Origin of the sequence: Vibrio sp. TMPB1044 (genome assembly GCF_030442075.1) — a bacterium.
GTDB lineage: Bacteria > Pseudomonadota > Gammaproteobacteria > Enterobacterales > Vibrionaceae > Vibrio > Vibrio satsumensis.
Window position 1 is genome coordinate 128,186 of sequence record NZ_JAUJED010000005.1, and the last position, 24,754, is coordinate 152,939.

General features: G+C 38.8%; 22 protein-coding genes. 18 read left to right on the forward strand and 4 right to left on the reverse strand.

Annotation, left to right across the window (positions count from 1 at the left end; translation table 11 throughout):
- Nucleotides 1-90: 90 nt before the first annotated feature.
- The 3 genes from gpsA to QQ041_RS02605 form a co-directional block, all read right to left on the reverse strand.
- Nucleotides 91-1,155 (reverse strand): NAD(P)H-dependent glycerol-3-phosphate dehydrogenase, encoded by a 1,065-nt coding sequence (gene gpsA, locus QQ041_RS02595; RefSeq protein WP_285953044.1) that lies wholly within the window; start codon nt 1,153-1,155, stop codon nt 91-93.
- 178 nt (nt 1,156-1,333) lie between these two features.
- On the reverse strand, nt 1,334-1,801 hold the full coding sequence (secB, locus tag QQ041_RS02600; protein WP_009847959.1) for a protein-export chaperone SecB: 468 nt from the start codon (nt 1,799-1,801) through the stop codon (nt 1,334-1,336).
- A 98-nt stretch (nt 1,802-1,899) separates the two neighbouring features.
- Nucleotides 1,900-2,334 carry a rhodanese-like domain-containing protein gene (locus QQ041_RS02605; protein WP_048612491.1) on the reverse strand — a complete coding sequence of 145 codons (435 nt, stop codon included), beginning with the start codon at nt 2,332-2,334 and terminating at the stop codon, nt 1,900-1,902.
- Between the two features lie 274 nt (nt 2,335-2,608).
- On the opposite strand from QQ041_RS02605, the gene rfbB reads away from it, so the two are divergent.
- The 14 genes from rfbB to manA all read left to right on the forward strand — a co-directional run bounded on the left by rfbB (nt 2,609) and on the right by manA (nt 17,130).
- The gene (gene rfbB / locus QQ041_RS02610) at nt 2,609-3,706 is read left to right on the forward strand and encodes a dTDP-glucose 4,6-dehydratase (protein WP_081230169.1); all 1,098 of its coding nucleotides are present in this window, start codon (nt 2,609-2,611) and stop codon (nt 3,704-3,706) included.
- Complete coding sequence (gene rfbA, locus QQ041_RS02615) at nt 3,706-4,605, forward strand: glucose-1-phosphate thymidylyltransferase RfbA (RefSeq protein WP_081230168.1); 900 nt, start codon at nt 3,706-3,708, stop codon at nt 4,603-4,605. Before rfbB ends, rfbA begins: the two co-directional genes overlap by 1 nt.
- Nucleotides 4,605-5,159, forward strand: coding sequence for a dTDP-4-dehydrorhamnose 3,5-epimerase (gene rfbC / locus QQ041_RS02620; RefSeq protein WP_081230167.1), 555 nt, complete (start codon nt 4,605-4,607; stop codon nt 5,157-5,159). The genes rfbA and rfbC overlap by 1 nt, the downstream gene beginning before the upstream one ends.
- On the forward strand, nt 5,159-5,974 hold the full coding sequence (locus tag QQ041_RS02625; protein WP_081230166.1) for an SDR family oxidoreductase: 816 nt from the start codon (nt 5,159-5,161) through the stop codon (nt 5,972-5,974). Before rfbC ends, QQ041_RS02625 begins: the two co-directional genes overlap by 1 nt.
- 3 nt (nt 5,975-5,977) lie before the next feature.
- Nucleotides 5,978-7,348, forward strand: a complete 1,371-nt coding sequence (gene wzx / locus QQ041_RS02630; protein WP_081230165.1) for an O-unit flippase-like protein — start codon at nt 5,978-5,980, stop codon at nt 7,346-7,348.
- Nucleotides 7,348-8,442, forward strand: coding sequence for a hypothetical protein (locus QQ041_RS02635; RefSeq protein WP_285953045.1), 1,095 nt, complete (start codon nt 7,348-7,350; stop codon nt 8,440-8,442). Before wzx ends, QQ041_RS02635 begins: the two co-directional genes overlap by 1 nt.
- Before the next feature lie 77 nt (nt 8,443-8,519).
- Nucleotides 8,520-9,506: an EpsG family protein gene (locus tag QQ041_RS02640; protein WP_285953046.1), complete on the forward strand. Its 987-nt coding sequence runs from the start codon at nt 8,520-8,522 to the stop codon at nt 9,504-9,506.
- 158 nt (nt 9,507-9,664) lie between these two features.
- Nucleotides 9,665-10,753 (forward strand): glycosyltransferase family 4 protein, encoded by a 1,089-nt coding sequence (locus tag QQ041_RS02645; RefSeq protein WP_081230162.1) that lies wholly within the window; start codon nt 9,665-9,667, stop codon nt 10,751-10,753.
- On the forward strand, nt 10,750-11,547 hold the full coding sequence (locus tag QQ041_RS02650) for a glycosyltransferase (protein WP_081230161.1): 798 nt from the start codon (nt 10,750-10,752) through the stop codon (nt 11,545-11,547). Before QQ041_RS02645 ends, QQ041_RS02650 begins: the two co-directional genes overlap by 4 nt.
- A complete protein-coding gene (locus tag QQ041_RS02655; RefSeq protein ID WP_123311717.1) occupies nt 11,544-12,092 on the forward strand; it encodes a DapH/DapD/GlmU-related protein in 549 nt (182 codons plus the stop codon). Before QQ041_RS02650 ends, QQ041_RS02655 begins: the two co-directional genes overlap by 4 nt.
- A complete protein-coding gene (locus QQ041_RS02660) occupies nt 12,092-13,075 on the forward strand; it encodes a lipopolysaccharide biosynthesis protein (protein ID WP_123311715.1) in 984 nt (327 codons plus the stop codon). The genes QQ041_RS02655 and QQ041_RS02660 overlap by 1 nt, the downstream gene beginning before the upstream one ends.
- Complete coding sequence (locus QQ041_RS02665; protein WP_132982090.1) at nt 13,072-14,487, forward strand: mannose-1-phosphate guanylyltransferase/mannose-6-phosphate isomerase; 1,416 nt, start codon at nt 13,072-13,074, stop codon at nt 14,485-14,487. Before QQ041_RS02660 ends, QQ041_RS02665 begins: the two co-directional genes overlap by 4 nt.
- Before the next feature lie 18 nt (nt 14,488-14,505).
- Entirely contained in the window at nt 14,506-15,936 is a 1,431-nt protein-coding gene (locus tag QQ041_RS02670; protein ID WP_285953047.1) for a phosphomannomutase, read from the forward strand.
- 6 nt (nt 15,937-15,942) lie between these two features.
- Complete coding sequence (manA, locus tag QQ041_RS02675; RefSeq protein ID WP_285953048.1) at nt 15,943-17,130, forward strand: mannose-6-phosphate isomerase, class I; 1,188 nt, start codon at nt 15,943-15,945, stop codon at nt 17,128-17,130.
- A gap of 123 nt (nt 17,131-17,253) precedes the next feature.
- Here manA and wecA read toward each other — a convergent pair whose 3' ends face one another.
- Nucleotides 17,254-18,342, reverse strand: coding sequence for a UDP-N-acetylglucosamine--undecaprenyl-phosphate N-acetylglucosaminephosphotransferase (gene wecA / locus QQ041_RS02680; RefSeq protein WP_123311707.1), 1,089 nt, complete (start codon nt 18,340-18,342; stop codon nt 17,254-17,256).
- A gap of 324 nt (nt 18,343-18,666) precedes the next feature.
- Here wecA and QQ041_RS02685 point away from each other — a divergent pair, with 324 nt between their 5' ends.
- The 4 genes from QQ041_RS02685 (at nt 18,667) to QQ041_RS02700 (ending at nt 24,316) form a co-directional block, all read left to right on the forward strand.
- Nucleotides 18,667-19,791 (forward strand): LPS O-antigen chain length determinant protein WzzB, encoded by a 1,125-nt coding sequence (locus QQ041_RS02685; RefSeq protein ID WP_285953049.1) that lies wholly within the window; start codon nt 18,667-18,669, stop codon nt 19,789-19,791.
- A gap of 775 nt (nt 19,792-20,566) precedes the next feature.
- Nucleotides 20,567-21,109, forward strand: coding sequence for an outer membrane beta-barrel protein (locus QQ041_RS02690; protein WP_048663159.1), 543 nt, complete (start codon nt 20,567-20,569; stop codon nt 21,107-21,109).
- Nucleotides 21,110-21,128: 19 nt separating this feature from the next.
- Complete coding sequence (locus QQ041_RS02695) at nt 21,129-22,034, forward strand: serine/threonine protein kinase (RefSeq protein ID WP_285953050.1); 906 nt, start codon at nt 21,129-21,131, stop codon at nt 22,032-22,034.
- Nucleotides 22,035-22,198: 164 nt separating this feature from the next.
- Nucleotides 22,199-24,316 (forward strand): YjbH domain-containing protein, encoded by a 2,118-nt coding sequence (locus QQ041_RS02700; RefSeq protein ID WP_285953051.1) that lies wholly within the window; start codon nt 22,199-22,201, stop codon nt 24,314-24,316.
- The last annotated feature ends 438 nt before the right edge of the window (nt 24,317-24,754 follow it).

The window sequence follows — 24,754 nt, forward strand, 5'->3', positions numbered from 1 at the left end:
ATTACCCGAATCTCGTATCTGCTTTTACTCTTTTCGTATCTCGTTTACTCGAATCTCTCTACTGCTCTTGGGTTACCTGTATCTGCTCTTCTATCTTTCTGACTTCTTGTCTCGTGCAAGTAGATCTTGTGCTGCTAAGTGTGCATCTTTCCCTTGATACAACACTTGATAAATTTGTTCAACAATTGGCATCTCAACGCCCATGCGTTCTGATAATAACCAAACTTCTTTGGTGTTGCGATAACCTTCGACAACTTGGCCAATTTCTTCTTGAGCCGTGTCGACGTCTTTACCTGAGCCTAGCGCCAAACCAAAACGGCGATTTCGCGATTGGTTATCGGTACATGTTAGTACTAGGTCGCCCAGTCCAGCCATTCCCATGAAGGTTTCTGGTTGTGCACCAAGAGCTGCACCCAATCGACTCATCTCGGCTAAGCCGCGAGTGATAAGCGCAGTACGTGCATTAGCACCAAAGCCAATACCATCCGACATGCCAGCGCCAATTGCGATGACATTTTTAACGGCGCCGCCAAGCTGCATACCAATGAAATCTGAGTTTGCGTACACTCGGAATGTTTTGCCGCAGTGGATTTTTTCTTGAAGCTCTTCTAAGAAAACTTCATCTGGTGAAGCAACAGAGATAGCCGTTGGCATACCCATCGCTAACTCTTTGGCGAAGGTAGGCCCGGATAGAACCGCTAACGAGTACCCATCACCAAGCACATCGTGTGCGACATCTTTGAGTAGGCGGCCAGTCTCTGGCTCTAACCCTTTCGTTGCCCAGCAGATACGAGAGTTCGTAGTTAAGTGAGGTTTAAGGCTATTTAAAACGATACCAAACACGTGGCTAGGAACGACAACGAGAAGGTCGCGACTTGCTGTTACCGCTTTCTCAAGGTCTGACTCGATGATTAGGCTTTCTGGGAAGTCTATATTGGGCAGAAACTCATTATTCGCACGTTCTGAATCAAGGCGATTCATATGAACAGGATCATGTCCCCAAAGAACAACATTGGCACCGTTACGCGCTAGAGATATCGCTAAAGATGTACCATAAGACCCTGCACCAATGACAGTCATGGCGATGTCTTTGCCGTAAGCGCTGTCTTTACCGTAAGCGTCTGTAGTGTTAGTCGGGCGAGTTGTTTCTGTCATGCTTCCACCTAAAAATAATGAGGGAAATCGAAGAGTTCTGGAAAAGCTATCTACTAAAATAAGCTGAGCTTTCAATCTTAGTACAGTGTAAAGAAAAAATGCACATCGCAGAAGTTGCGATGTGCATTTAAAAGCTAACTAGCGCTTGAATCGTTAGAGTTAAGTTCTACTTTGAGACTTAAGCCTGTTCGCCTTCAGCTTGCTGAGCTTGGTTTTGTAGGTAGTTCATGAACAAAGCATCAAAGTTTACTGGTGCTAGGTTCAGTTGTGGGAACGTACCTTTAACCACTAAACTAGAAATGGTTTCACGAGCGTATGGGAATAGGATGTTCGGGCAGAATGCACCTAGGCAATGAGCCAGTTGACCAGCTTCCATTTCACTTGCAGAGAAGATGCCGCCTTGTTGAACTTCACAAAGAAATGCCGTGTCTTCAGCGTTCTTAACCGTAACCGTTAGACGTAGAATTACTTCGTACACGCCTTCGCCAAGTTCACGGCTTTGAGTGTCTAGGTCCAGTTTTACGTCTGGGTTCCACTCTTTTTGAAACATGTCTGGAGAGTTTGGCGCTTCGAAAGATACGTCTTTTAGGAAGATGCGTTGGATTGCGAAGTTCTGTTGTGCGTCTTGTTGTGCTGCTTCAGCCATTTTCTTGTCCTTAAAAATTTAAATTAGGCTCTGTTCATTATGTTTGACGAACAAAGCCCGAAAGTTAGTTTATCGGTCAGTTTACTTCTTGCCTTGAACTACTTCTTACCTTTAACCAAAGGTAGGTTAGCTTCGCTCCAAGCCACTAATCCGCTTTTCAGCACGCTTACGTTTTCGAAGCCTGCTTTAACCAGTAAGTTAGCGCTTTCTTGAGCAGTTTGACCTGTCTTGCATACTACGATGATTGGGTCTGCTTTGCGGCTTTCAAGGCTACCAAAGCTATTTGCTTTGATGTCTGACGGTAAAATGTGAACTGCGTCCGTAATATGGCCCTTTTTGAACTCATCCTTAGTACGAATATCAACCACAACACCGTTTTCACGGTTAATCATGTGTGTGGTTTGCGCTGCCGTGATCTCTTTGTAGGCTGCATTTGATGTCTTGATAACGTTCGCAATGATGGCAACAACCAAGCCGATCCATACGATGGCTAAAATCATATTCTCTTGAACAAATGGAACTAACTCTTGCATGTCTTGAACTCTTATTCGTTATTGGGCGAAAAACTATTAGGTCAGGAGTATAGCGAGGTTTTGGGTTTGGTGTACATAGAGTTAGCTTCATCACGCACATAACTGGATTTTTTTTTGATTATATTTACTCATACATAGATAATAGAGAGATTTACATTTTTAACTTTGAATGCGTAGTGTGGTTTCGCTTTGTGACCAATGGGCGGTAGCATGCTTAATGGCAAGCGCCTTACGTGCTAGGAGTTGATTTTCCAGGCTTACTTTAGGAGTTTTTGTGAAGATATTAGTCACCGGTGGTGCTGGTTTTATCGGTTCAGCAGTCATACGTCATATTATAAATAATACAACTGATAGCGTAATCAACGTTGATAAGCTCACTTATGCCGGAAATTTAGAATCGCTTGTTGAAGTTGATACAAACGCACGTTATGTATTTGAGCAAGTGGATATTTGTAATCGTTCAGAGCTTGACCGAGTGTTTGCAGAGCATAAACCAGATGCAGTGATGCACTTAGCTGCCGAGTCGCATGTTGACCGTTCTATCACTGGCCCTGCTGCATTTATTGAGACGAACGTAGTTGGAACATATACGTTATTAGAGGCGACACGCGAGTACTGGAATAAACTTGAAAAGCGAGCTAAAGCAGAGTTTCGCTTCCATCATATCTCTACCGATGAAGTGTATGGTGACCTTCCTCACCCTGATGAAGTTCCTGAAGGAACTGAGCTTCCAATGTTCTTGGAAACGACACCTTATGAACCATCTAGCCCTTACTCTGCTTCAAAAGCATCAAGCGACCATTTAGTTCGCGCATGGCTACGAACTTACGGCCTGCCAACTATCGTCACTAACTGCTCAAATAACTACGGCCCATATCACTTCCCAGAAAAATTGATTCCACTTGTTATCCTTAATGCTCTTGAAGGAAAAGACCTTCCTATCTACGGCAAAGGTGATCAAATTCGTGACTGGCTGTTCGTTGAAGACCATGCACGAGCGCTCTACAAAGTCGTGACCGAAGGTAAAGTAGGTGAGACTTACAATATTGGTGGTCATAACGAAAAGAAAAACATTGAAGTTGTGAACACGATTTGTGACATCCTTGACGCGCTAGTACCAAAAGAGACCAAATACTCAGAGCAAATCACCTATGTTCAAGACCGTCCTGGTCACGACCGTCGCTATGCCATTGACTCATCTAAAATGCAACGTGAGCTAAACTGGATGCCAGAAGAAACATTTGAAACGGGCCTTCGTAAAACAGTGCAATGGTATCTAGATAACTCTATATGGTGTCAAAACGTGCAAGATGGTAGCTATCAACGTGAGCGTTTGGGTGTAGAAATCACTGAATTAAAGGGAAATGAATAATGAAAGGTATTGTTCTTGCCGGTGGTTCTGGCTCTCGTCTATACCCGTTGACTCGTGGCGTCTCTAAGCAACTTCTCCCGGTTTATGATAAGCCGATGGTTTTTTACCCGATATCAACCCTAATGCTTGCAGGGATTCGTGATATCTTGATTATCACAACTCCCGAGGATAAAGCTGGCTTTATGCGCTTACTTGGTGATGGTTCTGATTTTGGTATCAACTTGGAATATGCAGTTCAAGCGTCTCCCGACGGTTTGGCTCAAGCCTTTATTATTGGTGAAAAATTTATCGGTGATGATAATGTCTGCTTAGTTCTCGGTGACAATATATTTTATGGACAGTCATTTAGTCGAACATTGAGAAGCGCAGTTAGACGAGAAAATGGGGCGACTGTATTTGGTTATCATGTGAAAGACCCACAGCGTTTTGGTGTTGTGGAATTTGATGACAATTATAAGGCTCTCAGCATTGAAGAGAAACCCATACAACCAAAATCGAATTGGGCAGTCACGGGGTTATATTTTTATGATAATCGAGTTGTTGAATTTGCCAAACAAGTCAAACCATCAGAGCGTGGTGAACTTGAAATAACATCAATAAACCAAATGTATTTAAATGATGGTTCTCTGAATGTTGAATTGCTTGGCCGCGGATTCGCGTGGTTGGATTCAGGGACTCATGAAAGCCTTCACGAGGCATCTTCTTTTGTCGAGACGCTGGAAAATGTTCAAGGTCTAAAAGTGGCTTGTTTAGAAGAGATTGCTTGGGCAAATGGATGGTTATCGGATGAAGATATTATTCGCCTTGCTCAACCAATGTTGAAAAACAGCTATGGTAAGTATCTGGTTTCTTTGATTAATGATCAAACTCTTAGAGAGTCACTAAAGGTAAATCGATAATGAAAATTATAAAGACTAAACTTCAAGATTGTATAATTATCGAGCCTAAAGTTTTTGGTGATGAGCGAGGCTTCTTTTTAGAAACATTTCAGGAAGAGCGTTACTTTAACGCGGGTATCAAAGAACGTTTTGTACAAGATAATCGTTCTAAGTCCTCTCGTGGCGTCCTGAGGGGTTTACATTTTCAAAAATTAAAACAGCAAGGAAAGTTGGTGAGTGTTACTCATGGAGAGGTCTTTGACGTTGCTGTTGATTTGCGCCCAGACTCAGAAACATTCGGTCAATATGAATCGGTAATTTTAACTGGTGAAAATAAACTTCAATTTTATGTACCTCCTGGTTTTGCTCATGGTTTTTGTGTTTTAAGTGAATCTGCTGACTTTCAGTACAAATGCACTGATTATTACGACCCTAGTGACGAGAGTGGCTTGTTATGGAGTGATCCTGCTATCAATATTGAATGGCCTATTGTTACTCCACTTCTTTCAGATAAAGACCGCATTCAGCCGTTACTCAGTGAAATTGAATATAAAATTAGACAAGGGTGGAAGTAATGGGAAAATTCACAGTTTTTGGTGGGCGAGGATTTATTGGCTCTGAATTTGTAACTGAACTGGAAAACCTGGGACATGATGTTTATGTTCCTGAGAGAGATGATACCAGTATTTATGAGCATGACTTGGGTACTGTAATATATAGTGCAGGTTACGGTGATTGCAATAAAGATCCATATAATGTTCTTACTGCTAACGTGGTATTACTAAGCTCTCTATTAGAAAAAGCAAAGTTTAGTCAACTAGTCTATGTATCGTCAACAAGAGTATATATGAACCAAAGTGGTTCAAATGAAACTAGTGACCTAACTGTTTGTGAAGACGATAGTCGGAGATTATTTAATCTGACTAAAATGACTGCTGAAGAGCTTTGTTTAAAAAGTAACCGTAACTGTTTAGTCATTAGACCCAGCAACGTATATGGCTTGGCTCTGCATAGTAATTTATTCTTACCCTCTATAATTAGAAACGCAATAAATAATGGCCAAGTTGATATGTATATAGCCAAGTCTTACGCCAAAGATTACGTTTCGGTAATGGATGTAGTTTCAAGTACCTTGGCGTTAATCAAACTAAATAGTATCCCTCGCGTTGTAAATATTGCTTATGGAAAAAATGTTACGGCTAGTGAGATTTCCGATGTGTTGATGAACAACACCGGAACAAAAATTAACTGGTTAAATACATTCGGGAGTACGTGTGAAGTTTTCCCTGAAACAGATATATCGACTTTAGAGTCGCTTATTGATTATAAACCTAGATATGTACTGGATGATTTGAAGCTTCTTATTGAAGACTTTAAAAATAAATTGTAGAAAATGAAACATAGGGTTGAGAAAAAAGATGTCATATGGGGGTATTTGTCACAAGTACTGAATATGGCATCTAGTTTATTATTATTACCATTCGTATTATATTTTCTAAGTCAAGAAGATGTAGGTGTTTGGTATGTATTTATAACATTTATTGGGTTGATTCAGTTACTTGAATTTGGCTTTTTACCAACTATATCGAGATATATATCTTACGTTTTTGCTGGTGCTGATGATATATCAGATAAGTGTATTCCTGAGTGTAATGAAAAAAATGAAGTCAATATAAGTTTACTGTCAAATGTTATATTCGCATCTAGGCGGATATACTTATTAGTTTCATTGATGGCATTTTTAATTGTTTCGGTTGGTGGTACATATTATTTATCTACATTAGACTATTCAGGTGAACGAGAGTTACTTTATTTTTCTTGGTTAATATATGGTTCTGCAACCGTCATTCTATTTTATTTTGGTCATTACAATGCATTATTAAAAGGTCGAGGCGATCAAACACAACTTAATAAAGTGGTCGTATTCTCTAAACTAACAAATATAATTTGCGCTATCCCACTATTGTATTTAGGTTATGGTCTGTTGTCACTTTCTATTGGGATGTTATGTAGTGTTGTAGTCGATCGAGTTTTAGTTAGATTAAGTGTCTTTGATAGTAATGCTTCTGAGACGATAAAAGCGTTTCAGCTAAAACGAACAAAAGATTACACCATGACTATATGGAAAAATGCAAAGCTCATGGGCGTTGTGCAATTGGGTAACTTCTTAACGGTTAGAGGAAGCGTGTTAATTGTATCATCTGTTATTGGACTTAAAGCTGCTGCCATGTATGGCTTCACCTTACAAATTACTTCTATTGCGGTCATAGTATCATCTATGTATTTTGGGTTACAGTTGCCATATATGAATTCAGAACAAGTTAAAGGTAATATTGAAGGTATTAAACGAGTTTTTTGTCGCTCACTTGGTCTTTCATGGGTTTTATTTTTTAGCTTTTCATGTTCTTTATTGGTCCTTGGTCCATATCTATTGAGTTTAATATCACAAGATACCCAACTCCTGCCAAGTATGATGTTATTGTTTTTCTTAGTTGCTGCCTTTTTAGAGATGAATCATTCATTGTGTACGGCATTTCTAACAACTAAGAATGAAATTATATTCATGTGGCCTCTATTTATAACTGGCGTAATGATCTCACTATGTTCCATAATCTCCGCATACTTTTATGGATTATGGGGGGTGATTTTATCTCAATTAATATTGCAACTGTTGTACAATAACTGGAAGTGGCCTCTCTTAGTGTTTCGTGAGTTAAATATTAGCGGCTTTAAACCAATAACATCTTTGTTGAGGTTAAAATAGTGAATGTTATAGTAGATTTCATCAGACGTAATAATGAACATCATGTCTTTAATTCTGAGATCGTAAAATATTTTGATTTATTGGGTGATGTTATATTTCATCTAGATGCAAACTCATCATCTATTGAAAAAATTAAAGATAAGAATAATGTAAAGTTACTAAATGTCGAAAACTCAAAGTATTATCTCTGGATAAAATCCAATATACTTCTTGCTCAGGTTTTACTAACTTATGGGAAGCGAAGTACCTATACATTTCTTTCAGCGACACCATTACAATACTTAATTCTAGCAGTTATATCCAAGTTTTTTGGAATGAAAGTTAATGTATTTATGCATGGTGAACTTGGTTATTTGAAGAAAGCCAACGGCTATGGTCAAAAGTTAGGTGCTAGATTTGTAGAGCTAGCATTTGGTTTGAAATCCAAAGTAAGCTTTATAGCTATTAATGCTTATATTTATGATAATTTAAAAAAGCTATATAAAGATGGTAACTTTGTTCATATAGAGCATCCTATTCAAAGTAAATATGAGCTATCAAAGAATCAAAATGACGGGTTGGTTTTTGGTACATTTGGGGTGCAGTCGACTAACAAATATAGTGAGGGAATTTATGTTCTCTCTACTTTTTTGTCAAATGATTTCTACGAATCGAACAGTTTAGTCACTGTTGGTGTATCCGATGGCACTTTTTCGTATGATTGTGATGATAAAGTCCAACACAAATGTAAAGGGGCCTTAAAAGAGAGCTTAATACCATTTGATGAGTTCATGAAGAATGTAGCATCAATCGACTGTGCTCTATTTTTTAACCAAAACAACAGTAGCTATGAATTAACACCTAGTGGTGTCTTTTCAGATTGCATTGCTCTCGAGAAACCAATAATAGCTATCAAAACTAATATGCTAGAAAGCTACTTTAAAAAATATGGCAAGTTAGGTTTCCTTTGTAAAGATCTAAATGAAATGGCAATTATTATTGAACAAGTCTCTAATAATCAAATAGAAATAAATAAAATAGTATCCAACTTACAGTTTGTTAAATCTGAACTGTCCAGTGACTACTATATCAAAAATATTAGCCTATTATTATGACCTATTTCCTTATACTTTCTATAGCCTATTTCTTTGCTAATTTAGACATAGCGTATAATAATGAAAAGAAGCTTCAGTTGATATTGTTATTATTGATTGGACTTATGCTATCAGTGTTTGTTGGATTTAGATGGGATGTTGGTTCTGATTGGGGTGTCTATTTAAATCACTACAATATTGTTCATAGTGAACAGTTTGAAATTGGCTATGTGTTTTTAGAAAAAACTTTCTATTCTAATCACTTAGATTATTCTTACTTTTTGTTTTTTATTACTTCTTTTTCTATTTTTCTTATATCATACTTTTTGTTTTCAAGAGTAGATTATGCGATTGTCGCAATAATGTTTTTTATTGCAAACTATATGCTTTCATTCATGGGAGGGAATAGGCAAATAATTGCAATAGGCATAGTGTTTTTTAGCAACATATTTATTCTTGATCGCAATAAAATGGGATTTATTTCCTGCATTTTGTTTGCCTGTCTTTTCCACGTCTCAGCTATTATCTATATCGTGGCTTATTTTTTTACCATTGGTTATATATCTGCCAAAGTAAGATATCTTATTTTAAGTGGTTGTGTAATACTTGGTACATATATAGCGCCTGTTCTAATCGGTGTCGCAATAAAATTATTTTCTATTATTGGTGTCGGATATGTGGTTGATAAACTAACGATATATCAAAGCGTGATCTTTGACAACTTTAGTATAATGTCCATGCTTAAGAAAATTATTATTCTTATTTTGTTTGATTTATACTACCAGCAAGTTTTAAGTAAAGTTAAAAACGAGTTATGTAATCTTTTCTATAATTTGTATTTCTTTTCTGTAATATTTGATGCAGTTGCCGGTCCAATCAATGCGGCATTCATGAGGGCTAGTGTCTATTTTAGAATATCAGAGATAGTAATTGTTTCTTTGATGGTTTCAACAGCAAAAAATAAATTACATAGAATACTGTTAACGTTAATCCTTTTTATGTTGTGTTTGAGACAGTTGAACTCTGGCCTCAATTTTTATCCAGAATTATATGATAATTATCGGAGTTATCTTTTTGGATTTTAGGATTTAATTTGTGTGGACTCAATGCTTTCATAGGCAATAGTGCTACTTTATATCCTATAAACCATGATTATTTTAATAAACATCAGATGTTACTAGTATAGAAACTATGTAAGATTAATGTATCACTAGTAACCCCGTCATATGAGTTATTTAAATGTATGCAAAACCAAAATAAAAAATTACTGTTTTATATTCCTTCGTTATCACCCTCTGGCGGGATTGAACGTGTTGTAACTACGATCGTAAATGAGCTGTGTGATGATTTCAATATAACTATATTAACTCAGGATGGTAAGGATAGTTTCTATGAGGTTGATAAGAAAATTAGTATTGATTCATTGCATTCTTATTATGAATTAAACATGAATAATCGCTTAAAAAGGGCGATGGCAAAGTTAAAAAGTATAGTTAGTTCAAGTTTCAAATTATATAAGTACTTAAAATCTAATGATTTTGATTATGTGTATGTAACGCACCCTTTGTCACATTTAGAACTTCTGTTGTCTGGAATAAATAGTAATAAAATCATCATCTCAGAACACGGCTCAGAAAATAACTACAACAGAGTTTATCGAACTGTTAAAAAACTCACTTATAAACGTTGTAAATATTACTGCGTGCCAACAACTCTTGATTGTGAAAAGTACAAGAATTTTGGTTTTCCAGTTGTATATACACCACACTACAAGCCCACTTTGGCTTACAACAAAGCAGATTTAAGTAGTAAGGTTGTCCTCAATATTGGTCGATATACGGAAGATAAAAAACAACTGCGTTTGTTAAAAATATGGAACAACATAAACCCTTCGGTTAGGGGGGGGTGGAAATTAAACATTGTAGGTAGTGGAGAGTTGAAAAAGGATTTAGATAACTATATCAATGACAATAACTTGAAAGACTCCGTCAACTTGCTTCCCCCAAGAAAAGACATCGAAATCTATTACTCTAATGCTTCTGTATTTGCTTTGTCTTCTCGGAGTGAAGGCTTTGGTATGGTGTTGTTAGAGGCTGCTGGTTTTGGCCTACCACTAATTTCATTCGATTGTCCATCAGGACCAAGAGATATGATCAATGAAACTAATGGTTATTTAGTCGATATTGAAAGTGATAGTGCATATCAAGCTAATCTGAGTGAGATGATGATGAGTCAAGAAAAACTATTGTCATTAAGTAAAGGTTCTAGGGAATTAGCCGATGGTTGGTCAAATGAGAGGATAAGTAAAATATGGAAAGGTATATTTAAATGAAAATTTCAGTCGTAATACCTGCTTATAATACATCGGCAACAATTATAGATGCAATTTCTTCAGTGGAAAATCAAGTGATTGAAGATGCAGTGAATATTGAGATTATCATTGTTAATGATGGTTCATCCGATAATTTAGTCGAAGTCATTAATGATTATCGAACATCGACTAAGCACAAGCTACATTTGATAAATAAGAAAAATGGTGGAGTTTCAACGGCTAGAAATGTTGGAATAGAAAATTCTGAGGGAGATTGGATAGCATTTTTAGATGCTGATGATGTATGGCTCCCCAATAAGCTTCAAAAGCAAGTAGACATCATAAGAAAAAAAGATAGCGTCAATTTTATTGGGTGTGCTAGAAATGATGAAGAGCTATCTATTTTAGGGAAGAAAATTGACAGCTTATACCTTGCTTGTTGTAATGATTTGTTGATAAAGATGTTCCCTCAGACATCAACTGCACTAGTGAGAAGATCTGTACTGAATACGGTTGGCAACTATAATGAAACGATGACTCATGCAGAAGATGGGGAGCTTTGGCTTAGGATATGCGCTGAGGGAGGTTTTTACTATATGCCAGAATCTCTAGTAATTACTGGCGGAGGTAAAGAAAATTTTGGAGCCTCGGGTTTGTCTTCAAATCTCGAAGAGATGCATTTTGGTACTTTAAAAATGTTAAATATTGCTTGTGAAAACAAAGTTATTTCAAAAACTTCTTATTTCGTATTTAAAGCCTTTTACTATGCAAAATACTTACGAAGATTACTGTTAGTTAAGATGAGGTCTGCATGATTTTTAAGTTAAAGTGGTTTATATCTGCCTTATTTTTGAAGTTTTTTTGTAAAAAATTGGAGATGCCATCTTATTTTAGTTTTCCTATTTTTTTTAAGGGGTTAAATAATGTCTCGATAGGGAAAAAAGTAAGAATTTTCCCTGGTAGTCGATTTGAGGTTCACAATAAAGGTTATATTAAAATTGGCAATAATGTAGGGATAGGCCAAAATTTTCATGTAACCTCCGGCGGAGAGTTGAATATTGGTTCTGATACCGTAATTTCAGCCAATGTATTCGTGACGAATATTGATCATGAATATGAAAATATTAATATCCCCATTCTTGAACAAGATAATATTTTTAAGAATACTGAAATTGGAAATAATTGCTTCATAGGTATTGGCGCAGCGATACAGGCAGGAACAAAGCTTGGTAACCATTGTATTGTGGGAGCAAATTCTGTGGTCAGGGGAAGTTTTCCTGATTACTGTGTCATTGTTGGGGCTCCGGCAAAGGTAATTAAAAAATATAACTTCGAAACTGAGTTATGGGAAAGAGTTTGATGTTAGATTTAAACCTTAAGGATAAAAAAATAGCAGTGTTTTGTCCTGCTTTTTTTGGTTACGATAATGATATAAAAAATACATTAGAAAAAGCAGGTGCAAAGGTATCTTTGCTTGACGAACGTGTCTTCACAAACACTCTAGGCCGAGCTCTGGTTCGTTTAGGCTTTCATCGTTTAATTAACTCCTATATTGATGACTTTTATTCTGAAAATCTTGTAAATAAGGCAAAAGAAATCGACTATATTCTGTTAGTTAACCCTGAGACAGTGTCAGTCGATATTTTAGAAAAAGCTATAAAAGTTAACCCACAAATTAAAATAATTACTTATATGTGGGATTCTTTTAGAAATAAACCTTATTCAAAAAAATATATAGATGTATCTTGTTCATTTTTTACTTTTGACCCGAGTGATGCGAAAGAAAACAATATTGGTTTTCTTCCTTTGTTCTATGTAAAAGAATATGATGGATTAGATCTAAAGCCGACTATGTATGACTTTTCTTTTGTTGGTACAGCTCACTCTGAAAGGTTTAGGTCCGTTTCTAATATTACAAAAGGTAGTGATGCTAAATTTTTGTTTTTCTATTGTCCGAGTTATATGGTCTTTCTATTTAAGAAGTATTTAAAAGGAGAGTTGCAAGGCTTGAAATTATCCGATGTGTCTTTTTCATCTATGAGTAGAGCTGATGTGGTCAGTTTAATAGAAAAAACGAACACGATAATAGATATTAGCCATCCAGATCAAATAGGTTTGACGATGAGAACTATTGAGATGCTAGGTGCAGGCAAGAAATTAATCACTACTAATAGTCAAGTCTTATCTTATGACTTTTATCATCCCAACAATATATTGTATGTAGATGATAAAACTTCAACAGAAACAATCAATGAGTTTGTCGATGTTCCATACTCCCCTATTGAGTACGAGCTTCGTAATAAGTACAGTATTAACTCTTGGATAGAGAACCTTTTTATATGAGCAATATTTTACCCGTTATTTTAGCCGGAGGGTCAGGTTCACGACTGTGGCCGATGTCTCGAACTCATTATCCGAAGCAGTTTTTGCCCCTGACAAATGAAACTTCAATGTTGCAAGACACTATTCTTCGTTTAGACGGGCTTGAACATGGCCCTGTGTCCTTGATTTGCAATGAAGCACATCGTTTTTTAGTCGCTGAACAATTGCGCTCCAATGACGTCAAGCATTCTGGGATTATTCTAGAACCCTTTGGGCGTAATACTGCACCCGCGGTGGCTTTGGCGGCTTTGAGAGCAATTGAAAATGAACAGAACCCGATTTTATTGGTATTGGCGGCTGATCATTTGATCAAGAACGAGCAAGCCTTTAGAGAAACGCTGACAACTGCAAAACCCTTTGCGGAGAGTGGAAAACTAGTGACTTTTGGTATAATTCCTACCAAGCCCGAAACTGGTTATGGTTATATTCGAGGTGGTCAAGAAATCGATGAAAGTGGACTTTATTCGGTTGATACTTTTGTTGAGAAGCCTAACCATGCTTTAGCAGAGCAATACTTAAAAGATGGTGGATATTACTGGAACAGTGGGATGTTCATGTTCACTGCCTCACGTTATTTAGAAGAGCTTGGAAAATTTCGTCCAGATATTTTAGCGACTGTGAAACAAGCCTATTTAGGCGCTAATTGCGACCTTGATTTCATTCGGTTGGACGAAGAAGAATTTGCTAAATGTCCAGATGAATCTATTGATTATGCAGTAATGGAAAAAACGAGCGATGCTGTCGTTTGTCCAATGGATGTTGGTTGGAGTGATGTTGGAGCTTGGTCATCACTCTGGGAAGTGAGCGATAAAGATTGTAATGACAACGTAGTTAAAGGGGATGTATTAACTGATAACACCCATCGTTGTTACATTAACTCTCCACATCGATTGGTTGCGACTGTTGGTGTACAAGACCTGGTCATTGTTGACACTAAAGATGCTTTATTAGTCGCGCATCGAGATGAAGTTCAAAATGTTAAAAACATTGTTTCAAACTTAAAGGCCGAAGAGCGAAACGAGTTTTTACATCATCGTGAAGTATATCGTCCTTGGGGCAAGCATGAGTATATTGCTGGAGGCAACCGTTATCATGTGAAAAAAGTCATTGTAAAGCCGGGTGAGAAAACGGCAATGCAATTACATTATCATCGTTCAGAACATTGGGTTGTTGTGTCAGGAACAGCTAAAGTATATAGAGGCAGTGATCAATACGTTATTACCGAAAACGAGTCAATTTATATTCCTGTTGGGGAAGAGCATTGTTTTGAAAACCCAGGAAAGTTACCTTTGGAAATTATTGAAGTAAGATCAGGTAGCTACTTAGGTGAAGATGATATCGTACGAACACCTCCCCAAGGTGAAGGTTACTAACTAATTTAAGGTCTTATTATGTTAAATACATCACAAGTGCTCTCGGATTCTGGCATTCAGTTTGGAACAAGTGGGGCTCGGGGATTAGTTGAACAATTTACGCCAGAAGTGTGCGCAGCTTTTACTCATGCGTTTATTTGCAGCATTAAAGGTAGTCATGATTTTCACAAAGTTGCCGTTGCTATTGATAATCGCCCAAGTAGCCCGGAAATGGCGCAGGCAACTATTTCAGCAATTAGCTCCATGGGATATGAAGCTGTATATTATGGGGTTCTACCAACTCCCGCGCTTGCATACTCTGCAATGCAAGACAATATCCCTTGTATTATGATTACCGGAAGCCACATACCATTTGATCGCAATGGTATTAAGTTTTACCGACCTGATGGCGAAATAACAAAAGCCAATGAGCAAGACATTCTGAGCGCGAAAGTTGAATTTGAAGCACCGGTATTGAAAGAGTTACAGGTATCACTTAGAGCTCAAAAGCAATATGTAGAGCGTTATACAGTGCTTTTTGATTCTAATTTCCTGACGGGGAAACGCATTGGCATTTATGAGCACTCTAGTGCAGGGCGCGATATATACCCAATGCTATTTGAAGCAATAGGGGCCGAAGTTGTTTCTCTTGAGCGTACAGATGAATTTGTCCCAATTGATACTGAAGCGGTAGCAGAAGTCGATAAAGAGAAAGCTCGTTTTTGGTCCCAAAAGTACAATCTAGATTTTATATTTTCAACGGATGGTGATGGTGACAGGCCACTAGTAGCCGATGAAAAAGGAGAATGGTTACGTGGGGATATCCTAGGGTTACTCTGTGCTGAAGCCATGAATATTGAAGCGTTAGCACTGCCAGTAAGCTGCAATACAGTAATTGATTCTTCTGAGTCATTTAAAAAAGTGGCTCGAACTAAAATTGGGTCACCCTATGTGATTGAAGCTTTTTCAGAGCTTGAAAAAGACTATACGGTAATTGCCGGTTTCGAAGCTAATGGTGGTTTTTTGCTAGGAAGTGATGCAACGATAAATAATCAAACTTTAAAGGCACTCCCGACTCGCGACGCGGTTCTACCTGCACTTATGTTACTTTCAGCAGCCAAAGATTGTAGTATTACCTCATTGGTTTGTGCACTTGCTCCTCGCTTTACGAGCAGTAACCGTATTCAAAATTTTGAGACAGACAAGAGTAAAGCGATCATTGCCAAAGCGATTGGGCAAGAAGGGCGTTTGATTGATACTTTGGGGTTTAAAGAGGCTATTGTCACGAATGTTGATACTACAGATGGTCTTCGTATTACGTTGAATTCGGGTGATATTATTCACCTTCGCCCTTCAGGTAATGCGCCCGAGCTTCGTTGTTATGCGGAGTCGGCGACCGTTGAAAAAGCACAAAAAACGGTTAAACAAGTACTTAATAATGTTCAAGATCTTGATGTGAGTGAGTGGTAACGGTTAATGGCAATTTTTAAGCTCAAGAACCATATTCAAAATTATGCTTGGGGTAGTCAGACTTCTATGTTTGATCTATTTGGGTTTGAGAATGTAGACAGCAAGCCGCAGGCAGAACTCTGGATGGGTGCGCACCCTGGCGGATGTTCTATGCTTGAACAACTTGGTGTTTTACTTACGGACTATATTAACCAAGATGCTGACGATATTTTGGGAACTTATACTGCTCAACGATATGGCCAGCTGCCTTTTTTGTTTAAAGTACTTGCTGCCCATACCCCACTCTCGATCCAAGTTCACCCTAATAAAGTTAACTCAGAGCGTGGTTTTGAACGAGAAAGTGCGCAAGAAATTGCACTTGATGCTATTAATCGGAACTACAAAGATCCCAACCATAAACCTGAACTGGTGTATGCGTTAACGCATTATAAAGCGATGAATGGGTTTAGGCCGATTCAGCATATAATTGCACTGTTCGACGAGCTAGGTCTCCCTGCTCTTGAATATGAACTATCTTCGCTAAAGAAAATGCCCAACTCTGATGGGCTACAGCGCTTTTTTACAGCTTTAATGACATTTTCGGGAAAGAAAAAGCTGGCGATACTTAATGAACTCCAAGGTGTTTTCGATCATGCACATATGTCTGATAGGCTTCAACAGGCTCTTACTTACAGTAAAAGCTTTGTAGAGTATTATGAGGGTGATATTGGCATATTAGCACCATTGATTTTAAATGTTGTCGAACTCGAACCCGGTGAGGCAATGTTCCTTCATTCAGAAACGCCTCATGCGTATGTTAAAGGCACTGCACTTGAAATCATGGCAAGTTCTGATAATGTTCTCCGTGCAGGCTTAACGCCGAAACATATTGATGTCCAAGAGCTTATCGCTAATACTCGCTTTGAATCTATTCGACCTGAACAATTAAAGCTCATGCCTATATCGATAGAGGGACGCCTAAATTTTCCGGTACCGGTAGATGATTTTGCGTTTGATATCCTAAATGTAGAACCGACAGCAAAAGAGCAACGCGTTCGGAGTGCAGAAATCTTATTTTGTATTGATGGTGAAGTGAAAATATGGTCGGGTGAGATGTCTTTGAATCTAAAGGCTGGAGAGAGTGTATTTGTGCCTTATAGCGCTAGTTGGTATAAGTATGAAGGTAAAGGCCTGTTAGCCAGGGCGTATAATTAGTCACTTGATGCTGATACCAATTGCTATAATATTGGTATCAGCAAAATTTAAGTGTCTTAAACCTACCTTTTAAACGTGTCGAACTCTTAATACTCGTAACAACAGTAGCCAATAGAGTCTAGTTTACTTGTCATGATCTTTATGTGTTGATGGCTTATTTAATTCCTTCCTAAAGTAAGCTGTTATTTTCCAAACATTACTTAAAAGAATCAAATACACGATAAAGCAGATGAGAAATGTGTAAAGCATGACATATTCGGGAATTCCCACCATTTCGGCATAAATACCGATGCCTGCGAATAGTACAGCAATACTGCAAATTACGATTAATGTTTGTGCGGAACTAAAACCTAAACGTTGAAAAATATGATGCAAGTGCTCGCGGTCAGGTTTAAATGGTGAGTCACCTCGTCGTACACGACGGATCATAATTGCAGCCATATCCATCAATGGTATCGCAATTAGCCACAGGGCGGTTACTGGGCGTAAAGGAGGTCTTGTGCCATTTTGGCTTGATAGTAACAACAGCCAAATAACAGTAAAGCCTATGAGCATACTTCCCGCATCCCCCATGAAAACCTTCCTTTTTCGGCCAAAAGCACCTAAGTTTAGAAGAATATAAGGGATGATTATTATAACGAGTACTAAACAAATATAAGCTAGATTATATTGCCCGTCATAATTCAACATAATCCCTAATCCACCGAAAGTGACTACAGATAACCCACCTAAAAGTCCATCGATACCATCGACCATATTAAATGCGTTGATTGCTCCTACAACGGCAAGTACCGTAACTAGATAGCCAAACCAACCCAATGTTACGACATCTCCAGAGCCAAAAATGTCCCCAATAGTATTGAGCTCAATGCCACCGACAACCATCATCGCGACAGATAGGGCTGCTTGAACAACAAAGCGCAATTTGAAGCTTAAATCAAACTTATCATCTAGAGCCCCAACACTAACAAGGAGCAGGATGCATGCCGCATAAAGGCCAGTATTGGGTAAGATGTCTGGGTTGTTAAGTAAAAAGTAAAGGGTTGATATACAAATGGATATACCACCAACTAATGGTACCGCCCCTGTATGAAGCTTGCGTATATTAGGTTTATCAACTAAACCGACTTTCTTAGCAACCTTACGCATTAGAAAAATAGTCGCGAGAGAAAAGAAAAACAGAAAAGAGAGGTCAAGAAATGAAATGAGCACGACTAAGCCTAATAATGGATGTTGAGGTGAATTTTAGTGTATTTGAGCTCAATATAAAAGAGGAGCCAATGGTCTCCGTGATCTCTTCGTGTAAATAATTAGAAATGTCTGGAGTTTGTTAAACCTGAACTTTTTACTTTATGTTCTTCTTGAACGCCTTTCTACGCCTCGTTGTAATTCTGTTCGATATATAGGTGGGAGTCTATAATCAATGTTAAGGTTCAGAAGATCACTTTCATAAAGTTTACAACTCAGACAATACTAAAAGTATACGATGTGATAGTATTTTTCGTTATCAATTTTAGATGTTTTGAGAGATTTACAGTGAAACCTCAGATCCAATCACAGCCGTTTACCACCAAAAGTTCAATGACGTATACAGACCACAATGAACTTGATTTTCGAGAGCTTTTTAAGGCATTGTGGGACGGTAAGCTAGTCGTTATATTGGTTACAGCTTTATTCACTATTGCTAGTATTTGTTTTGCATTGTTTGTTCAAGAGTGGTGGTCTTCAAGTGCTAAGATCACGAAAGCTCAGCCTCAAAATATAGCTGCATATCAACAACAAGTCAGACAATTTCAACCTGTTTTCAATGTTTATCAGGAAGATGGTACTGTTTTAGTCAGTAAAGAACTGAATAGCCTGGGGGACTCTAAAGTTCTCTTTCAGCGTTTTATCAACACTTTTAACTCAGCGAATAATAAACGAGTATTTTTAGATAACAGCTCATCTTTCCAGTCGTTTAAAGCTAGCCTTTCTGCTGATGGTTCTGATATGACGGAAGTTGCGGAACGTATATTGTACTCGGATTGGTTTAAAAGAATTACCGCGTCTATGGAAAACATAGAAAATCCTAATTCCCCCTATTTTGTTCGCTTTCAAACCACAACAAAACAAGGCAGTTTTGATTTACTCACCGCTTACATCGCTTTTACGGAGTCTCAAATTCACCAAGATGCGTTTAACAACTTAAAGGCTATGGTGAGCGGTAAGCGAAATGAGTTGATTCAACAAAAGAGGATTTTGGAAACACAAGCAAAAAATCAGTTATCGGTTGAAACTGAGCGAACCAAATATGCTATGGGTATAGCACGCTCGGCCGGTGTCGATAAACCTATCCCAGCGGGTAATGAAAATGAGCTATTTGGTATAGAGCTAGGCTCAAAAGGGTTAGAAGCGAAGGTCAAAGCGCTAGAGTCAGTAAAAAATTTGAGTGTTATCGAACCTCGCTTACTACAAATAAATGCAAAATTGGACATGCTCAATAACCTTGAAATTGACCGTAGTGTTGAGTTTCAAACATTTCGCTTCTTAGATAATGTTCAACAACCAATTTCTCGAGATAAACCTAAACGTGCACTTATTGTGATTATTTTCACATTATTTGGTGGGCTGGTCGGTGCGGCAATTGTGTTAATACGCTTCGCGTTTAGAAAAGAAGATTAATTCGCTTTAATGGCTAGTGTCTCACACTAGCCATTTTTTATTCCCCTTACATACTATCCCCTGAGCCAAGACTGCATAAAGGATGGCTATCGTAACTCCAACCAAATACTGATTCCTAACGTTTGGCGGATTAGGGTTGCTTCTCCTTAACACATAGAATGAAAGACCGACCTCCGTACATCACTAAACCAGCATTAAGCAAAAGTGCGGGCAACCGCGTTCAATTTTTCCTCATCCATTTTTTACTCCTTCCTGACGCAATCCTGACGTTTTTTTGAATCGTTGTGGTGCGTTTACTAATTATACATTTACTTGATAGCAGTAATTACCTATCATAATGTTCAATTAGTTGTTTAATCAGAGTAATTCCTTTTTAGGCTATCTATCATTGATTAGATGGTTTTGGTTGGATATTGAAAGCACAGCAGCAATCTTCTTGTGTTGGTATCTTCTGAGTACCATTTTTGTAGTGTCATACGAAAAGATTATGCTAGCTGCTCGCTTGCTGCATACAAAGCAAGCTACTCTCAAGTTCTTTGTGCTTGTTAAACAACATTGATAAATCTGGCGAAATTCAAAAAGTACAGTATTGAGCTGTCTGTAGCTTCTAGCTTCAGCATTCAATATTGTGCACTTGCGTCAGTAGTTTTGGTACGGAATGGCGTGTATGAGTGTCTGCTTTTTGGGCTTTCATACAAAAACTGATTAGACTATCGCTTAGATTTGCTAGGAAAATCAGCCTCAGTTCAGTTTGAAATATGGAAGATATAATTATATGAAAATGCAGTGGTTAGCTAGGGTTTCACCTTTGTTGTTGCTATCAGCAACAGCTGTTGGAGCTGAAAATTTATACGTAGGCGCTAAAGTAGGTAGTGTAACTGCCGATAACTTTGCACCACTAGTAGAGAGCCGTACGGCTATTGACGACTCAGACACATCTTACGGTTTGTTTGTGGGTTATCAACTATTGGACACCTTGTCTATAGAAGGTAGCTACAACTATCTTGGTGAATATAACCTTAAAGATATTGCCGGTGGTAGTTACGATGCAAGCACCTTTGATGTGCTGCTTAAAGCCTCTGGTAACATAAACGATAGTCTAGCGTTATATGCTAAAGGTGGCTTCGCTATTTATGACTGGAACGCAAACGGCCCAGGCGTGGAGTCTGATGATTCTGGCGTGATTCCAACAATCGCTTTCGGTTCTGAATACTCGATTACACCATCAATGAAGGTTGGTTTAGAGTATCAATTCTATGATGGTATTGGTGGTGTTAACATCGATTCATTTAATGTTGCCTTGTCTCATAGCTTTTAATCATTTGTAGGGATAAATTGTGAAATATAAAATTTTAGCGTTATCAGTCGTTGGTGCAATCCTTGGTGGTTGTGGCAGTGACAACAACAACAGCGTGCCACCGGAACAAGCGTACCGTAATATTATGGCATTCGACCCTGCAGTAATGGGTATGAAAGGTACATTCAGCTGTGATGATGGTACAACCGGTACTTTAAAGGCAACTAACTTTTATGGTGTTTCTGAAGTTACAGATCTTACCGTTTTAAACTACCCTGAAACTTGTTCATTTGCTTACAACGCAACTGCTGGTGCAGTTGACGTTTCAAACGGTAAAGACATGAGCAAGGTAAGCTACAAGTTCCCTAAAGGCTTAGCTAACTACGACGACCTTGTTACATCTTCTCCAATTTCTACTTTGATTGAGAAAGAGCTAGACGGCCAACCTTACAATGAATCGACAGGTATTCAAGTACTGAAAGATCTTGGCTTAGATAGCTTACTGAACAATGGTAGTGTGAGCAGTGTTGCTGACTTCTTACGTCGTACTGATGAAGTAATCAAAGCTCTTCCTGCATCTGAAGCTAGCCTAGTGTCAGCAACAGCAGCGGTACTATCAGACGTACTTGTAGTAAGTCCTACAGCAACAGCTAATGAGCTAGCTGCGGCGACGGAGTCAATCACAAAAGAAGTTATTGCAACTTACCCTGAGTACCCTAAAGCACAGGGTGGTGATGAGATTTACCTAGATCTAACTGAAGATCCAACGTTAATTGAAGATGCAGTGAAAGACCCAGATAATGTAGGTACTCTTCCACCGCCAAAAGATTCGGAACCTGTTCCAGACCCAGATGAAGGCACTAAGCCACCAACTGGCGGTACTGGTGGTACTGGTGGTACTGGCGGTACTGGTGGTGGCGGTAACGGCGGTGGTACCGGCGGCTAATTTAAGCATCAATAAAAAAGGCACCACACGGTGCCTTTTTTACATGCTGTTACTATCAACATAGTCACAATTAAGCATAGTCACTATCAAACTCTGTCACCATTAAACGTAGTCACTAACAAACATAGTCACTGTCAAATACGGTTAAAACCTATTGTATCCCAATGAAAATAATCAGTTATTCTAAAAGCGCATCTCTCATAGCATCTCTTAGCGCATTAGCTATCGCTTCTAATGCCTATGCCGTCGATAACTTGATGTCGTCCCAAAGTTATACCGGCGCAATCATTGTGCCTAATGCTCAAGTGATGGACACTGGCGACATCTCTTACCTCTATGGTCAAGGCGTACCATACAAGGGAAAAACCCGTGAGTTAGATAACATATTATTTAGCGTTGGTTTATTCGATGGGTTTGAAGCGGCGGGTCGAATTGTCACAAAAACTTATGACTGTCACCTCTACCCAAATGTACCCAACTACAATCCTAATTGTGGTAACGGTATTCGTGATTTGTCGGCATCGTTTAAATACCAACTCCCTTTTGTTAAAGGTTGGACGGGGTTCGATTTTGCCATCGGTGTTCAAGATTTCGGTGGCGCGGCCAGCAACTTTGAAACCTACTACGCGGTAGCCGATTTTGAACCTGACTTTGTCCCTGCAAGGTTTAGTGCCGGTTATGGTAAATCAGAGGTGAGCCATGGCGTTCTGAACGGGCCCTTTGCCAGCTTAGAATATCAGCCGTTGGATTTTGTACAGCTGATTGCAGAGCACGACTCTCACCAATTTAATGCTGGCCTTAAGGTGTTTACACCAGAACACTACTTACCACTGGATACGCAGTTATCTTTTCAATATCAATTTTATACCAGTGGAAATGCCGATATAGACATTTGGTCTGTGGCTGCATCTGCTCCCTTAATGGGCTTCTCTGAATCTCGCCGAGTGAATGAGTTAACCCTAGAAGACAAGATCGCAGTAGAACAAGCGCACCATAAGTTTGCTGGTGTTGTTCAACTTAAAAAGGCCTTGGTCGATGAAGGCTTTCTTAATGTGAGAATCTCAGCGGATGACATTGGTTTAAACGTTGCGCTGGAAAACCGACGTTATAATCGTAACCAAGTGGATGGTGTGGGTGTTGCGTTGGGTATTATCTCTTCCTACGTGGGAGAAGGTATGCTTCAAGACCTCGGGGTTAAAAACTACCAACAACAAAACATTCGCTTGTTTAACTTGGTGAACGACATGCCGATGATGGAAGTGATCACCAGTGCCCCATGTTACCGTGAATTTGTAAAAACGGGCGAACCTTGCAAAACCCTTCTTGTTCGCACATCAGATGTGAAAAAGAGTTATGCAAAAGCAAACTTTGATAAAGAGGTGGCTCGTTCTGGCTTTGGTCGCACACAGGTCATTGTTTCCCCTGCTTTGTATCACAATACCGCCACAGAATACGGTGTATTTGACTACTCTTTAGCGCTTGCCACTAACCTATATACGCCTCTTTGGAAGGGTGCCGCGTTGGATGTTCGACATGTAATGCCACTGGCAGAGAGTGACGACTTTGAAGAGGGCGAAATTTGGGGTGACAATGCCTTTGAAAATGAAGTTGATAGGGTTCTTTTCCACCAAGCATTCCAATTGCCTTACAACCTCACGACTCAATTCTCATTCGGACAAGTTTACGGAAACTTTTTGGGCTTTTTGAATGAAACGCAGTATGCGAGCAACAGCGGTCGTCACATTCTAGGGGCTGAATACGCGAACTTTTCTGCTCAAGATAAGTACGACTCAAGAGGTAAGGCTATCTTAGATGCGACCCCTATGATTGGCCACTACACCTACTCAAGACCAGAGTGGAACTGGCAAGGTAAAGTGCAAGCTGGTCAATTCTGGAAAGGCGATGAAGGGGTACGCGTAACCACCAGTCATTGGCTAGGTGATGTAAGAGTTGATGCGTCATACCAGACCACAAAAGCAGTAGGCAGCAGTGAAGCCGAAGATTTTGTGACGCTTTCTATCGCGATTCCGCTGACACTATGGCGTGATATGAGCCCTGACTACGTTCAATTGCGTGGTATCGACCAGTTTGTGTACGCTCTACAAACTCGTGTTGGTGATAGCCATAATAATTTAGGCACAGGCTTGGGTGTCGATACTGGCTTACAACACAATATTGAAAGACAGTACTTCAACCGTAACCGCATCGGTGCAAGTTACTACTATGAAAACCGACAGCGCTTACGCAACGCTTACCTAAAATATTTAGAAGCAGTAAAATAATTTAGCGTAACATCTAAAACTAAGAGCCAGCACCTCACGTGTTGGCTCTTTTTTTGCTCTTGCTCTTAGCTCTTCGTTTACTCGCGTCTCTCATCTGCTCTTATCTTTTCGCATCTCGCTACTCGTATCCCGAATCTGCTCTTATCTTTTCGAATCCCGCATCTGCTCTTATCTTTTCGAATCTCGCTACTCGTATCCCGAATCTGCTCTTATCTTTTCGAATCTCGCTACTCGCATCCCGTATCTGCTCTTAACCCTTAAAACCATTCAACTAGGTTGATAATAAACACAATTTGTGGATAATGTTTACGGATTAAAATGACCGGATGCAAGCATCGTTTTTGCTGCGTTTGGTATTGACTATGCAGTGTGGTGTCACGGACGATCAAAGGGCGGTAGCATCTTGATTTTTCGATGATAAATGAGAGTTGGATCTTA